We start from the raw sequence: 13,880 nt of genomic DNA on the forward strand, positions 1-13,880 counted from the left end.
GACCGGACAAAAGCGGCGAGATTCTCGACCGCAGAGTCGGCCACTGGGCTCAGCGTTCGCCGGACATCGAGTCGAAGACGCGCTTTTGTAAGTCGTTGCGGGAGACGCCATCGCTCGGGCCGAGCCCCTTCAGATACTCGACGGGAATCTGTCCGCCGCCCATCCGCGCGTGGCCGCCGCCCTCGGCCATCGGGATGTTCTCGACGGCGGCCTCGATGGCCCGCCCGATGTGAACCCGGTCGTCGCGCGAGCGCCCGGCAATGCGGAGCGTTCCCTTGCTCTCGCCGACAACGACGACGGCCGAGACGCCTTCTAACCGCTCCAGTTCGTCGGCGGCCTGCGGGATGGCGTCGGTGTTCGACACCTCGCCGACGTCGCTGTAGGCGAACGGTGACTGCACCACGCGAGACGTGATGGCCCGCGCTTTCACGTCCAACACTTCGGCGTCTATCTGCGGATTGGCGATGCGGTTCAACAGGTCGCCGTCCATCCCCTCGTAGAGGTACGCCGCGGCGGCGAAATCCGAGGAGGAACAGCCGTTCGTCAGCGACCGAGTGTCGGACTGAATGCCGTACACCATCCCGGTCGCGACGTGGCTCGGAACGGCGTGGTCGGGGACGCCGGCCGTATCGACGCCGCCGTCCGTGAGCGCGGTGTCGACGTCGTAGAATTTCCACCCGAGCGATTCGAAGTAGTCCGCGAAAATGGTCGCACAGGCCCCGGTGTCGGTTCGAACGTCGGTGAACCGCTTGCCTGTCCCGTCACCGGGGTGGTGGTCGACGACGGCGACCGGATCGATATCGCCGGCCCCCGGAAAGCCCCGCGGTTCGTTGTGATCGACCAAGACGACGTTGTGCGGGGCGACGTCATCGACCGTCTCGACCCGGTCGAAGTCGAGGTCGAGTACCGTCTCGAAGGCGCGATTCTCCGGCCGTCGAATCTCGCCGGGATAGTAGAGCGTCGCGTTCGTGTCCACGGCCGACGCCAGTTGGCGAACGGCCAGCGCCGACGACATTGCATCGGGGTCGGGATTCGGGTGCATCAAAACTGCGACCTCCTCATACCCCTCTAGTACCGACTGTAGCCGCTCGGCCGGTGTCCGTGTGAGATATCGATAGATCGCCGCTCCCGCTCCGAATACGAGCAGGAGGGCGACGACGACTCCGGCGACCTGTAACGGATTTTCGCTGGCGTACGCGGCTGCCCCCTCCGCCAGCGCGGCTAGGTCTCCGGCGCCCACCAGTAACATGTACGTAGATGGTCCCGGATGCGATAAGAAGGTTCCCCCGGGTTTAGGCTGCCAGATACGCTTCGATTGCGGGCCAGTAGCCCTCACGAAACGTCGGATAGTGAAAGTCGTAGCCGAGTGATCGGAGCCGCTCGTTCGAACAGCGCTTGCTCGTCTGGATACGTCGACTCGCCGTCTCCGAGAGGTCCTCGTTGGCCAGGCGCTCGTCTTTGGTCTGTTTTTCCGGGAACGGCACGTCACACTGCTCTGCGAGCCAGTCGGCGAAGGCCCACTTCTCGACCGGCTCGTCGTCCACGACCAGCACCACCTCTTCGCGGTGGTCCGCTTCGAGCAGGAACCGCACTGCTCCGGCGGCGTCGTCCCGGTGGACCATGTTGAGATAGCCGGCCGTGACCGGTCCCTCCAGATATCGGTCCAGCCGATACCGGTCCGGACCGTACAGCCCCGCGAAGCGAGCGACGGTCCCGTGGCCCCCGTGCTCGACCGGGCGTTCGCGAGCGATACGCTCGGCTTCGGCCAGCACTTCGGTCTTCTCGGTCTGCGGGTCCAGCGGCGTCTCCTCGTCCACCCAGTCGCCACCGTGGTCGCCGTAGACGCCGGTACTGGAGGTGTAGACGAGTCGCTCCGGAGCGTCTTCGCGCGACCAGAAGTGGTCGATGGCCGTTCGCAGGCCCTCGACGTACACCTCGCGGGCTGCCTCGGCCCCGCGACCGCCGGAACTGGCCGCGAAGACGACCCAGTCGGCGTCAGGCACGGCCGACAGCGCATCGGCGTCGGTCACGTCCGCTTGCACCGCGTCGAAACCAGCGTCTTCGATGGCCGCCACGCCGTCGTCAGAGCGACGGACGCCGACGACGTCGTGGTCGGCCTGTAGCTGTCGGCCCAGCTCTACGCCGACGTAGCCACAGCCGAGGATAGCGACTCGCATCGTCACCGCTGCTGCCCCTCGATGTAGCTGTGAAGCACGGCGTACTCGGCCAGCGTCATCGGGTGTCGCCCCTCTATCTTCTGTTGGATCTCTTTGGGCTCCATCTCGTCGTCGATGCCCGAGGCCAGCGATTCGACGTCCATCACGGCCGTCGTCATCCCCATGAGGAGGATATCCTGTGCCTCCGCCTGCACGGTATCGGCATCGGGGTACTCGGGATCGGTGCCGAGGACAGCGGCGGCCGAAGAAAGCGGCAGGTCGGCGGCGTCGCCGTCCGCGACGCGTCGCACCGTCGTCTCGTCCAGTTCTGTCTCCTCGACCACCGTCTCGACGCCGACCGATTCGACCGTCGCTGCGAGCATCGATTCGTAGGCCGCGAGTAACGCCTCGGGCGACTGCTCGCCTGCATCGGGAAACTCCGCTCTGAGCATGGCCGTCGGTACGAACGGGGGGTACTTGTCGGTGTCACTCTCGTCGCCGTTGGCTATCTCACCTCCCTGCGTTGGGCCACCCGGCCGATGTCTCGACGGCCTGCCCGTCCTTGTCGCCGACGCCGCGCGGCTTCGGGCCGACGACGACCACGACGCCCGTCTCCGCTCGGAACGAGAGTCGCTCGTTGCGCCCGAGCACCTCGCGCTCGCCGTCGTCGTCCACGTCCAGTCGGACGGTCGCGTCGTCACGGACGTAGGTCGTGGTCGCGGCCGGCGTCGTCGGCGTCCCGTGGTTCGCAGTCACCGCGAAGCGGGCGTACTCCCCCTCGACGGTGACCCACCAGAGGTTCATCGTCGCGTACCACGGGGTCAGCGGCGGTGCGAGCGGCGCACCCGCGGGCAGGACCTTCTTCCCGAACCGTTTCTTCGCCAGCTGCTTCGCTCGGTGTTCGGTCGCGTTAGCGACGGTAGCATGGAGCGCCTCGCGTGCCACCGTTCGCGTGGCCGAGGTCGTCCGATTCACGACCGGTTCTCGGGGCCGCGCGAGGGGGCGTTTCAGCGCGTCGTTGATCGTTCCCGACAGCCGAACCCGGAGCCAATCGCGCTCGACTGCCGAGAGGGTCCGCCGCTCGGCCGCGACTGCGGCGATACTCTCTGCCGCCCGACCATTTGCCAGCGCCAGCCCGCGTGCGTGGGTCGCGTTCCATCGGCTCAGTCCCGCCGTCACGATTCGCCGACTCGCTCGCCGGTCCGCGCCCGTCTCCTTGCGCACCGTTGCCCGGAGTTCGACGGCTACGTGGTCGTTCGCGTCCCGGACTCGGTCGTTCAACGTCGCTCGGTGTTCGTTCAGACTCTCGTTTTCGGCGGCCTCGGTCGTCACGTTCACGGCCGTCGCGTTCGCCGCCGCCAGCGCCGTCGCTGCCGTCGAGAGCCGCGTCCGGTCCGTGGAAGCCGTAGCACCCATCGTTACGGCGTCGGCGGCGTCGCCGTACGGCACGGTGAAGACGTTGACGTTGCGCGCGACCAGCGGATGTTCGCTGCCGTCTATTGCCGGGTGCCGCGATTCGTCGAGCGAAGCCAACGTGAGGTACTGCGGTCGCGCATCGACCCGCGTTCGAACCGGGCCGGCAGGACCGGTAGGAACGGGTCGCGCTCGCGGCACCTGCGTCTCGCGGGCGGTCAGGCTCCGGCGGACGTCCCGAAGCGACCCGCCGGTGCGCTCCTGCAACCGGGAATCGACCTTTGCCCCGGCCGTCGCTCGCCCCTTCGCTCTGGCGGCGAGACGCTCGTCGACGGCATCGAGATACGTGAGTCGTGCCGCGACGCGTGCTTTCTGTGCGGCGCTGTCGTAGGTTTCCGGTACATCTGCAAGGGCCGCCCGTCGCTCGGCGAGGAGCTGTCGGAGGCGGTGTGCCGGGTTCGTCTCGAACGTGCCGGCGGCCCCGCGTTCGACGGTCACGTTCGTCGCCCGGACCCGCTCGCGGAGTCGCCGCAGGTCTCGGTACACCCACGCTCGCAGTTCGGCGGGCCGTTCGGCCGTCACTGGGACGGTTCGCGTTCGGAGGCCGCCGTCCGCGGCGCGCGCGGCGACGGCGTCACGGCCGCCGGCCCGGTCGATGAGTCCCCGCTCCGCTCGCTCCGCGACATCAGCCAGATTCTCGCCACCGACCGGGCTTCCGTCAGGGTCGTGAGCCGTCGTGATGGGTCGGTTCAGTGCGGCGGATTTACCCTCGTGACGACCGACGAGGGCGACGCTCACGCGTTGTCGCTCGGTTCGACTCGCAATCGTCTGTCGCCGATGGCTCTCGTTCCCACCCACCGACTCCCAGACCGCCACCCGCGTATGCTCGACGGCGACGATTCGACCGAAACTGCGCAGTTCGTGCCAGCCGTCGGGGACGCGCGGATTCGCAGTTGCATCGCCAACCGTCTCGGTGCTCTCGCTCGTCTCCTCGGCGACGAGCGTCCAGTTCTCACCCGGTGGTTCGGGCCGGTCAGGGGGGCCGCCGCGGATGTGGCGACTGTCAGAGACCAGTCGAACCTCGACAGTGTAGACGTCAGTCGTCGTCGCGTCGAGCGTGTCGGGTGCGGCGACCGTCCGGAAGGCGGCGTCGGCGGTCTCGTTGACGCCGATCTGCATGGTCTCGTTTGCTTGCGGATACTCGCTGGCGTTCTCCCCAGTAGAGATGTCCTCGCTGACCGGTCGATAGGATGTCTGCTTGAGCAGCTCGCTGGCGAAGGCGGTGTCGTTGCTTCCGGTGACCAGATCTTCGATGCTAGTCATCGCCGTCGCCTCGGTGAGCGCCTGACGGCCGTTCGGGTCGCTCCGGCCGAACGTCGAGCGTTGGACGCCCAGGAGCGCGCCGTTGGTCGCAAGGCTGACGTGCCGGTTGGCGAGAACGTTCTCGATGGGCACGCCGCCGAACTGGGCGTAGCCGCGCGCCCACACCATCGGATACAGCCGCGCGGTCAGACGCTGACTCAGCCCCGGATGCTCTATCTGCGCGTGCAGCCGCGTCTCGTAGGTCTCCATTTGGTCGTGGAGCATGAGTACCGGCGTCGTGACCGTCACTGTCGGGGAAACGTCTCGTCTGGTCAGGACTCGGTCGCCGCGTCGGGCGGTCAGCGTGACGTTCTCGACGGTCGCTCGCAGCGCGGTACCGTTTTCGCCCGCACGTTCGACAGTGACGCGGTCAATTGCACTTCGGTACTCCTCGGCCGTCTCGACGGCCGGGAGACTCGCCGTGGCTTCGACGCCCTCGCTCCTCGCCTCAACTCGCTGGAGGCGGTCGCGTACCTGCAGGTACACCCGCAGTCGCAACGCGTCCCGGAACGGCTGACTGTCGTTCAGCGCCCGTCCAGCTGGCGTGTCGGCGGGTTCGAGTACCGAATTCGCGGCCGCCCGGCGCCCGGCGGTCACCACCCCGTCACGCATCGCCGTCTGCGTCTCTGCTGACGCTCGGTCGAGCGTGCGCTCGACGGCGGTGTCGCTCGGTACCGTGTCGGGAGTGAGCGTCGGTGCGAGCGTGAGACTGCTCACGAGCAAGAGAACGCCCACCAGCGCGAAGGGGACTCGACCCCGCGTGTCTTCTCTCACGGCGACCACGTCCTGACCGTGATTCGGACGGTGCCGGTCTCGACGGTGCGGGCCGCAACCCGCGGTGAGTCGAATCGGGCGCGCATGTCCCGTTCGAACGTATCGGTGAGCGACGCCGCCAGACGGCTGTTGAGTTCCGTCGCGTTCTCCGCCTGCACGGGCATCCGCCCGGCACCGGTAAGTGCGGCCATCCGCCGGTATCGAGTCGCCATCAGCCTGTCTGCGGGGTAGTCGCCCCGCAGTGCCAGTTGTGCCTGCGATGGCGGAAACAGGCCGTCGACGACGGCGCGAGCGACGACGGCGGCGACGCCTCCAAACCCTCGCGTCCGCGCAGCGCGGTTCGCACTTCCGCGCACATTCGCCATCGGGCTCGGAACCCTCAGCGTCGCGGCCCGTACGTCTGCGGAGGGCGGGGGTCGCTCACCGATGCGCGTCGTCGCAGTGACTGGCGTACCGCGGTACGGTTCCCACCGGACACGAACCGAGCTGACTCGCCCCGACTCGCTTCGTTGGGAGAGGCGTGCGCGCGTCGTCTCGCCGACCGTCCGCTCGAAGTCGGTTCCGGCCGTCGACAGCCGTCGTCCCTCGACCGTGATGCCGCTCATCGCGGCGTCGGCGAGCAGTTGTGCGACGGTGCCGTGGGCCGTCCGCTGGTGCCGGGCCGTCGCGTTTGGGGTCCAGTCGGGCGGCGGCCCCGGCGGCTCCAGTGCGTAGCTGACGTGGGCGGTACTGGTGCCGAGCAGTTCCGCCTGTTCGGCGGCCGGGTTGCTCGTTGCCCTCGGGTCGTCGGTGACGCCGCCGAGGACGGCCACCGCGGCAGCACCGAGCAACAACAGGAACAGCGTCACGTCGAGGACGGTACTCGTCGCGCGACTCATCGCCAGACACACACCCTGAGCGTGCCGCTGCGAACGGTCGCCGGGCCGAGTGCGACGCTCACCGTCCGGTGGTTGCGGGACGCGTCGGCCGGCGGCGTGGGACCGACGCTCCAGCGGCGTTCGGCTCGCAGCGTGACGTTCGCCTCGTAGCCGGTCGGAACCACCGAAAGCGATCCATTGAGTCGCTCCGGGTCCACGACGCCGGCGGTGGTCAGGTGTCGCTCGACGGCGTCGGCAGTCGGGGCCGCGACGTTCCGCTCGCCGCTCGTCGCCGCCAGCGCGTCGTCGAGGACGCCCGCGTACAGCGCCAGTCCCGCCGAGACGGCGAAGACCGCCACCAGCGCCGCGAGCGGTTCGGTCGCGCCCCTAGCCGACGAGCGTGACATCGACGCCTCCCCACGCCACTCGCCTGACGGTCATTCGTTCGGGTGCCGGTCGCCACTCTCCGGCGGTCGCCGCAGCCTCGGCACGCTCGACCGCTCGACGGAACCCCGAGGGCGACCCGAACAGCCTCGACGGACGACGCCCATCGAGCGCGGCCGCGAGTCGTCCTTCGATGGCCGGCACGACAGACCTGAGAAACGTCGCGTGAGCAGTGCCACCGTCAGACCGCAAGCCGACCTGCCGACGCGTCAGCATCCAGTCGTCGGCGGCAGTCAGCTCGCGGGTGGCGACCGACCCCGGCGGACTGGTCGCCACTTCGTCGACCGTCGCTGCAGTCGCGGCGGCGTCTGGTGGTGCCGTCGAAGGCAATTCACCGACGACGCCGAGGACGGCCGCGCTGACCGCGGCCAGCGCCACCCAGACGGACAGCGTTTCCGTGTGTGTCTCGAACATGCGACTGGGTGGCCCCGTTCTCCGATTTAAACTCCAGGGTCAGACGAGTAGGCGGGTGGCCACGACGGCGACGAGGTACACTGTCGTCGCCGAACAGAGCGCCAACCCGATGCGGTAGCCGACGAGTGATCGGTCTAGTCCTCGGTGGAGTCCCGTCGAGAGCGCGGTCAGAACGACCGCGAGGACGAGACAGTACCAGCCGACGACCGGGCCAAGCAGACTGGCTGAGACGGCTTCGATTGGGCCGCCGCTCTGCATGGACTCTGCCAGCGCCACCGTTGCGCCGCCGACCAGCGGGCCGAACAGCGCGGCCGTGTTCGAGAGCGTTCTGGTAATCTGTGCGAGGTCGCGGCGCGTCTCGCGTTCGACCGCCGCGAGCTCGTCAAGGTGGTCACCCATCGTGGCGATACTGTCGCCCGCCGGCGGCCCGATGGCTGCGGCCGCGTCCAGAAGCGTCGCCGTTCGTCGGAGTCGAGGACTCGGCAGCTCGTCGAGGGTGCCATGGTCGCCGCGGAACGCCGACTCGATGCTGCAACCGAGTCGCTGTTGGCGGGCAATCGTCGTGTCGAGCAGAGTCGACAACGGTCCGGCTGTCACCTCTGCTGTCTCTGCGAGTGCGGCTTCCACGGATAGGCCACGGTCGACGCGCCGACCGATGGCTGACAGCGCGTCCGGCAGGGCCTCCTCGACGGCCGTGACGTGTTCGCGTACCTGTCTCACCGGTCGGTAATGGACGACGAGTGCCGTCCCCGTGCCCGCGCCGAGCGCGGCGATAGGCGGTCCCCATCCCGGAACGACGCTACTCCCGGCCAACCAGCCGAAGACGGCCGCGAGACCGCCACTGAGGAGTGCTGGCGTCGGCGTCGACGGAACGCCCGGGTGACTCCGCGGCACGGTCGCCGGTGGGAAGGCGACGGGTCGCCGAGCGAGGAGCCACGCGCTGGCGACGACCAGTCCGCCCGGAAGGCCGACGCCGTACGTCAGGGCGAGTAGCGCCGGGGTGACGGCGACGCCCGCTGCGGCGGCCGCCGGGAGAAGCGAGACGAACGCCAGCGGGAGGAGGACGCCGAAGGCGTACAGCCCGGTCGCCGGCGCGCGAAGGTCGGCGGCAAAACGCGCCATCTCCTCGCGCGTGCCGTCGAGAACGTGCCGCCGAGCCGTCGAACGCACCGCTGCGCGCTCGGATGCGGGTACGACGGCCGCCCGCTCGACGCACTGTACTGCTCGCCCGAGCGCCGGAAACTGATCGTCCCACGCCTCCGCGAACGCGCGTAACCCGCTCCGCGGCGTCCCGCGCGCCCGCAGCCGGTGTCGCTGTAGCCGCTCGGTCAGCAGTCCGCCGCCGGCTGCCGTGGCAAATACCGTCGCCCGCTCCGTGCTGGGCCACAGTGTCACGCCGAGGACGAGCGTGACGACCAGCGAGGGGGCGGTCCCGAGCGCTCGGACGCGTCGCGCCTGCGCAGCCAGCGGAACCCCATAACGCCCCACGAGCGCGACGCCGACCGCCGTGAGGAGACAGATACCGCCCCCCAGCACTGCGAGGTCGCCGACTCCGGCCGACAGGACGGCGAATCCAGCCAGCCAGAATCCGACAGCGAGCGCGTAGCTCGCGCCGAGGAGCTGTGCCGGATTGCGGTCGATTCCGAGGAACCGGCACGCCTGCTCGTACTCCGTGGGGACGGTGAGACAGTCGTCCCACGCCAGTCGCAGTCGGGCGAACGTGGCTCGCTCCGTCATCGTCCAGCCTCGGTCGTGTCGGTAGCGTCGGTCGCCTCGGCCGTGGCCGCCGATCGGTTGGCCGGTGTCGGCGCGCCGTCGGCGAATTGAGCTGTTCGCGCCCGAATCGTCTCCAGAACGCGTTCGTAGGACTCGCCGGCGTGAGCGAGCGATTCGACGAGGTGACTCGTCCCCCGGTCGAGTCGGCCGGTCGCCGTGGCCATCGCGCCGTCACGCTCGAACAGCGATTCGAAGCCGACGCCGTCGCCGCAGTCGATGACCTCTTCGACGGACGCGACGCCGCGCCCAGCCTCGGCCGTCGGTGGTGCGAGCGTCACGACGAGGTCGGTCGCGGCGAACGCGCTCTCGGGGACACCGAGGTCGGTGACGAGGCGTTCTCGAACGGCCGCACCCCCGGAGCCGTGAATCGTCCCCAGCACCGCGCTGTCGCCGCTGCCGACCCGCATCGCCTCGTAGAGGACGCTCGCTTCCTCGCCGCGCACCTCGCCGACGACGAGCGCCCCGTCGCCCAACCGGAGCGCAGTTCGGAGCGCCTCGGGGGCGTCGATAGACGGCCCGTCGCCACTCGCGGTTCGCAGCGATTGAACGTCCCGACCATGGTTTTGGAGGTTCGAGACCGGGAGTTCCGGCGTGTCCTCGATGACGAGGGTTCTGACCGCCGGCGGGAGTTCCCAGAGGAGCGCGCCGAGCGTCGTCGTCTTCCCCGCTCCGCGCGGGCCGGCGACTAGACAGGCCGCGCCGCGCTCGACGGCCACCGAGAGCAGCCCGGCGACTGCCGGCGGGACGGTGCCGTTCCCCACGAAGTCTGACAGCTGCCAGCGGGACCCGTCGTGCGCGCGAAGGGCGAACGCCAGCCCGTCGCTGACCGGTTCGCCGACGCCAGCGACGCGGACCTGTCTCCCGGCGACGGTTGCCGTCGCGTCTAGCGTCGGACTCGCCCGCGAGAACGCCCGGCCGCTCGTCCGCCGGAAGGTCGACGCGAGCGCCCGCGCCCCCTCGCTCGTCAGCCGCACGTTCGTCCGCATCGTCTCGCCTTCGACCCTGACGCGCAGTCGCGTATCGGCGACGGGAGCGGTGGCGAAGACGTCCGAGACGCGGGGGTCAGCGAACAGGTCTTCGAGGATGCCGAGTCCCCGAGTGTGTTTCCGGAGGACGGCCGCGACCGCAGCGGTCGTCGCCCCATCGTCGGTGACCGCGTTGGCCGCTTCCTGAGCCGTCACGCGCTCGCCGGCGGCCGATGCGAGCCGCTCGACTGCCTTGCCGAGCAATCGCGCCGTCTCGGGGTCGAACTCGTGTTCTCGCGGGCGGACGTGATAGGTGTCGAGCGCGCTCTGGGACGCGTATCGCCGGACGACCGCACCCGTCTCGACCGTTCGCCGGTCGCGAAGCGACGCGCTCGCGGGCGGGGACGTGGTGACGCGGGCGCCGCTCACCGCCGGTCCGACGTACGGGGCGAGTTCGCTCTCGACCCCCGATCGCTCCGCGAGTAGCGAGAGACCGGTCGCCGCCGCGAGGTCGGCGACCGGGCCGGCACGGCCGATGGCTTCCGTCGCGGCGGCCAGTGGCTCGCGGCGAGCCCGCACCGCTAGCCGCTCGTCTATCGGCTCGACGCGGGTCGCGAACCGACCGGCCGCGACGAGGAGCGCGGCCGAGTCGTCGAGATACGCCCGTTCCACGCCGTCGCTGGTCGTGACGACGGCGTCCACGTCAGCGTCGCCGAGCGCCGCGATTACTGTCTCTCGACAGGCCGGTGATTCGCCGAGATGCCCGCTCTCCGGGCAGTCGTCGGCCGAGACGACGAGTCGGTCCCCTTCGAAGGACGCCGAGCAGCGACAGTCGACCTCGTCGTCGCTACTGTCGGCCGTGAACCAGCTACGCATCGGCGCGCCCTCCCGCACTGCTCTCGGTGTCGCTCATCCGGCGGACTGTCACGACGGTCCGCCCGTCCTGTCGTTCCAGCGCGAACGAGAGTCGATGCGGCCCCGGTTCCCGAAGCGTGAGGCTGCCGCCGACCGGCCGAATCGGGACGCTGACGAGGCGTTTCGTATGCATCGCGTCGCGCACTCGCCAACTGGCGACGCCGACGCCCTGTCGAGTGTGAAAGCGAAGTTCGGTGACGCCGGCGCTCGTCAGACTCCGTTCGGGGAGGCGAACGGTTACGATGCGGCGCGCATCGGACTCCCGCGTCGGGGAGTCGGTGGCGACCATCGTTCGGAGCCGTTCTGCGAGTGCCGACAGTTGTCGCTCGGCGGTGGCGTCGGCTGCGTCGGCCTGTGCCGTCGAGAGAGCTGGTGCGCTGATCGACAGCAACGCCGCGGTGAGTGCGACGCCGACGAAGAGACGGACTATCACAGTACCGACCGAATCCGTTCGATGACGCCGGGGTCCTCCCGGGAGTCGGCGTGGTTGTCGTCGGCACGAGTCGAGTCGGCAAGGTCGGCAGCGTCGGTGCTGGGCGAGCGACGCCGCGTCGCGTCGGTCGCAGTTGCCGAAGCGTCACGCGTGTTGTGAGCGTCCCGTGTAGCTGTCTCGGCCGGCGCAGTCGCGTCAGTTGGTGCAGTCGTGTCGGCCAACCCCGCTGTCTCGGTGCGGGCGGGCGTCTCAGCAGACGCCGCGGCCGGGCTCCGGTCCGGGATTGCGGTCCCGCTGGCGGACGGCTGTCGGCCCTCGAACCGCTGTTCCAGCCCTTCGACCGCAGAGAGGGCGGCGTCGGCGCGTCGCTCGACGTCCTGATTGACAGAGCGGACGTTTCCGACGTATCCGCGTAGGGCCTGCGTCGCTGCTTCGAGTTCGCTCGTTCGGTCGTCCAGTTCCGTGAGCCGCTCTTCGACGCGTTCGATGCGTGCGTGTAGGTCGGCGAGATTGGTCGCTTCGGGGAACTCGTGGTCGCCGTCGGTGACGGCGCGTTCGACGGTTCGAACGCGCTCTTCGAGGGTCTCTACGTCGGTCATAGCCGTGCGTGGTCTCACTCTGGTATTTGAACCCTCGCCTCGGGCCGCGGTGTGAACCTTCTTACCTGATGGCGGACCCAGACGGCCCGTGACCGATGACGAACAGGTGAAGGCGGCGCTCTCTGCACTCGCCGACGGCGAGAGTGCGACGGCGCCCGAGTCGAGCGTCGGAGACCGGTGCTCGTTTGGTCGGGCGACCTCCGAGCGAGAGGCGAGTGCGGCTAGCGGGTCCGAAGATTATCACGCGGTCGTCGAGCGAGCGGCAACGGCGACGACGGACGTCGAGGCGGCGGCGCAGTTCGTCGAGGACGTCGGCCTCGACGCGCTCGAATCGGCCGTGGAACAGGCCGAACGCGAGGTGAGTGAACTGGCGACTGAGGGCCGCGCGGCGTTGACGGCGTTCGAGCGGTTCCAGTCGGTTGCCGACAGTGCCGCGGAGGGCTGAGAGACCGACGGAACCGACGTCTCGGCCTACGTTCGGATGGTATTGCTCTCGATGTCGCGGGGGAAGAACGTCAGCCACTCGACACCGTCCTCGGTGATAGCGATGGTATCCGAGTGGCGGTAGCCAGCGTCCTCGGTATAGACGCCCGGTTCGATGGTGTAGACCTGCCCCGGTTGCATCTCGGCGTCCTCGTCGGCGACGTGGTCGGCGTCGGTCCAGCCGCGGTCGATGTACGGCGGTTCGTGCGCGCCGAGTCCGATGTTGTGCCCGACGTGATGGCGCGCGAGGTCGGCGATTCCCTGTTCGCGGAAGAACTCTTGGACCTGTTCGTCCACGTAGGCGATCTCGACGCCGGGGCCGAGCGCGTCGATGGCGATGTCCTGAGCTTCCTTCATCAACTCGAAGTAGTGTCGCTGCTCGTCGCTGGGTTCGCCGACGAACATCGTCCGCTCCAGTTCGGAGTGATAGCCGTCGACGTTGGCCGACGCGCCGGTTACGAGTACGTCGCCCTCTGTGAGCCGTTCGTTAGGCGTATGGCCGTGTGGGAGCGCCGTCTCCTCGCCGGAGATGTAGCCCGCGTGGACCGGACCGTTCCCGCGAACCCGCTCGGCGTAGTTCTCGCCGAGCGTGTCTAGCATTGCTCGCGAGGCGTCCGTCGAGGCCCGCTGAGAGACCGTCGCCGGATGCGCGCCGACCTCGGTGTAGTCCGCGAGGTAGCGGTGGCCGAGGTTGGCCCAGCGAGCGGACTCGCGGATGCAGTCTATCTCCGCGTCGGTCTTCTCCCAGCGCATCCGGTCGACCCACGATTGGCTCTCGACGTCGACGAACGTCGAGAGCGCAGGGCCGTCGTAGCCCATCACGCCCGGCGCGCCGTCCGCATCGGCGACGACGCGTTCGACGCCGAGCGTATCGAGCATCTCGGCAGCCGTCTCGACGGGCCGACCCTGCGGGTAGTCGAAGTAGTGATGGACGGCGTCGATGCGCTCGTTGGGTTCGACGCGTTCGACCTCCAGTCGCGGCACCGTAATCTCGATGCGGTCCTGTGTGAGTGCGAGCACGACGGGCCGTTCGGTCTCGATGTGGGCGAACCCGGTGACGTACTCGATGGCCGTCGCGTCGAACCAGACGGCGGCGTCGGCGACCGTCTCGGCCAGATACTGGCGAAGAATCTCGATGCGGCCGCGATACTCGGACGCCGGGAGCTGTGTCGCCATGCCCTCGCTTTCGGTATAGGGCATTATAGGCGCGGTGGCGGCCTTGCCGCCGCGCAGTCGCCGAACTACTTTCACCGCGGTCACGACACCTCTTTAGGAGCCGCTGGCATACG

13 protein-coding genes are annotated in these 13,880 nt (G+C 69.1%); 1 reads left to right on the forward strand and 12 read right to left on the reverse strand.

Features of this window, described 5'->3' with window-relative positions:
* Positions 1 to 49: 49 nt before the first annotated feature.
* The 11 genes from E4S61_RS01630 to E4S61_RS01680 are packed head-to-tail and all read right to left on the reverse strand — an operon-like array spanning position 50 to position 12,108.
* Positions 50 to 1,249, reverse strand: coding sequence for a DHH family phosphoesterase (locus tag E4S61_RS01630; protein WP_135302158.1), 1,200 nt, complete (start codon positions 1,247 to 1,249; stop codon positions 50 to 52).
* Between the two features lie 43 nt (positions 1,250 to 1,292).
* Positions 1,293 to 2,177 (reverse strand): SDR family oxidoreductase, encoded by an 885-nt coding sequence (locus E4S61_RS01635; protein ID WP_394346438.1) that lies wholly within the window; start codon positions 2,175 to 2,177, stop codon positions 1,293 to 1,295.
* Positions 2,178 to 2,179: 2 nt separating this feature from the next.
* Positions 2,180 to 2,608 carry a DUF5791 family protein gene (locus E4S61_RS01640; protein ID WP_135302160.1) on the reverse strand — a complete coding sequence of 143 codons (429 nt, stop codon included), beginning with the start codon at positions 2,606 to 2,608 and terminating at the stop codon, positions 2,180 to 2,182.
* A 58-nt stretch (positions 2,609 to 2,666) separates the two neighbouring features.
* On the reverse strand, positions 2,667 to 5,705 hold the full coding sequence (locus E4S61_RS01645; RefSeq protein WP_245180538.1) for a DUF7286 family protein: 3,039 nt from the start codon (positions 5,703 to 5,705) through the stop codon (positions 2,667 to 2,669).
* Positions 5,702 to 6,583 (reverse strand): DUF7284 family protein, encoded by an 882-nt coding sequence (locus E4S61_RS01650; RefSeq protein WP_135302162.1) that lies wholly within the window; start codon positions 6,581 to 6,583, stop codon positions 5,702 to 5,704. Before E4S61_RS01650 ends, E4S61_RS01645 begins: the two co-directional genes overlap by 4 nt.
* Positions 6,580 to 6,969 (reverse strand): DUF7285 family protein, encoded by a 390-nt coding sequence (locus E4S61_RS01655; RefSeq protein ID WP_135302163.1) that lies wholly within the window; start codon positions 6,967 to 6,969, stop codon positions 6,580 to 6,582. Before E4S61_RS01655 ends, E4S61_RS01650 begins: the two co-directional genes overlap by 4 nt.
* Positions 6,950 to 7,420 (reverse strand): DUF7283 family protein, encoded by a 471-nt coding sequence (locus tag E4S61_RS01660; RefSeq protein WP_135302164.1) that lies wholly within the window; start codon positions 7,418 to 7,420, stop codon positions 6,950 to 6,952. The genes E4S61_RS01655 and E4S61_RS01660 overlap by 20 nt, the downstream gene beginning before the upstream one ends.
* Positions 7,421 to 7,459: 39 nt before the next feature.
* Positions 7,460 to 9,157: a type II secretion system F family protein gene (locus E4S61_RS01665; RefSeq protein ID WP_135302165.1), complete on the reverse strand. Its 1,698-nt coding sequence runs from the start codon at positions 9,155 to 9,157 to the stop codon at positions 7,460 to 7,462.
* Positions 9,154 to 11,037 carry an ATPase, T2SS/T4P/T4SS family gene (locus E4S61_RS01670; protein ID WP_135302166.1) on the reverse strand — a complete coding sequence of 628 codons (1,884 nt, stop codon included), beginning with the start codon at positions 11,035 to 11,037 and terminating at the stop codon, positions 9,154 to 9,156. Before E4S61_RS01670 ends, E4S61_RS01665 begins: the two co-directional genes overlap by 4 nt.
* Positions 11,030 to 11,509, reverse strand: coding sequence for a DUF7311 family protein (locus E4S61_RS01675; protein ID WP_135302167.1), 480 nt, complete (start codon positions 11,507 to 11,509; stop codon positions 11,030 to 11,032). The genes E4S61_RS01670 and E4S61_RS01675 overlap by 8 nt, the downstream gene beginning before the upstream one ends.
* A complete protein-coding gene (locus E4S61_RS01680) occupies positions 11,506 to 12,108 on the reverse strand; it encodes a DUF7310 family coiled-coil domain-containing protein (RefSeq protein WP_135302168.1) in 603 nt (200 codons plus the stop codon). Before E4S61_RS01680 ends, E4S61_RS01675 begins: the two co-directional genes overlap by 4 nt.
* A gap of 88 nt (positions 12,109 to 12,196) precedes the next feature.
* Here E4S61_RS01680 and E4S61_RS01685 point away from each other — a divergent pair, with 88 nt between their 5' ends.
* Positions 12,197 to 12,553, forward strand: a complete 357-nt coding sequence (locus E4S61_RS01685; protein ID WP_135302169.1) for a hypothetical protein — start codon at positions 12,197 to 12,199, stop codon at positions 12,551 to 12,553.
* Positions 12,554 to 12,579: 26 nt separating this feature from the next.
* On the opposite strand, the gene E4S61_RS01690 is transcribed toward E4S61_RS01685, so the two are convergent.
* Positions 12,580 to 13,767: a M24 family metallopeptidase gene (locus E4S61_RS01690; RefSeq protein ID WP_135302170.1), complete on the reverse strand. Its 1,188-nt coding sequence runs from the start codon at positions 13,765 to 13,767 to the stop codon at positions 12,580 to 12,582.
* Positions 13,768 to 13,880 lie beyond the last annotated feature (113 nt).

It is taken from the genome of Haloarcula amylovorans (assembly GCF_004681185.1).
Classification (GTDB): domain Archaea; phylum Halobacteriota; class Halobacteria; order Halobacteriales; family Haloarculaceae; genus Haloarcula; species Haloarcula amylovorans.

What these genes read in the sequence shown, in the direction of transcription:
- E4S61_RS01640 (WP_135302160.1), bottom strand. Translation starts at nt 2,608, where the DNA reads ATGCTCAGAGCGGAGTTTCCCGATGCAGGCGAGCAGTCGCCCGAGGCG.
- E4S61_RS01665 (WP_135302165.1), bottom strand. Translation starts at nt 9,157, where the DNA reads ATGACGGAGCGAGCCACGTTCGCCCGACTGCGACTGGCGTGGGACGAC.
- E4S61_RS01650 (WP_135302162.1), bottom strand. Translation starts at nt 6,583, where the DNA reads ATGAGTCGCGCGACGAGTACCGTCCTCGACGTGACGCTGTTCCTGTTG.
- E4S61_RS01635 (WP_394346438.1), bottom strand. Translation starts at nt 2,177, where the DNA reads ATGCGAGTCGCTATCCTCGGCTGTGGCTACGTCGGCGTAGAGCTGGGC.
- E4S61_RS01680 (WP_135302168.1), bottom strand. Translation starts at nt 12,108, where the DNA reads ATGACCGACGTAGAGACCCTCGAAGAGCGCGTTCGAACCGTCGAACGC.
- E4S61_RS01670 (WP_135302166.1), bottom strand. Translation starts at nt 11,037, where the DNA reads ATGCGTAGCTGGTTCACGGCCGACAGTAGCGACGACGAGGTCGACTGT.
- E4S61_RS01690 (WP_135302170.1), bottom strand. Translation starts at nt 13,767, where the DNA reads ATGGCGACACAGCTCCCGGCGTCCGAGTATCGCGGCCGCATCGAGATT.
- E4S61_RS01630 (WP_135302158.1), bottom strand. Translation starts at nt 1,249, where the DNA reads ATGTTACTGGTGGGCGCCGGAGACCTAGCCGCGCTGGCGGAGGGGGCA.
- E4S61_RS01655 (WP_135302163.1), bottom strand. Translation starts at nt 6,969, where the DNA reads ATGTCACGCTCGTCGGCTAGGGGCGCGACCGAACCGCTCGCGGCGCTG.
- E4S61_RS01660 (WP_135302164.1), bottom strand. Translation starts at nt 7,420, where the DNA reads ATGTTCGAGACACACACGGAAACGCTGTCCGTCTGGGTGGCGCTGGCC.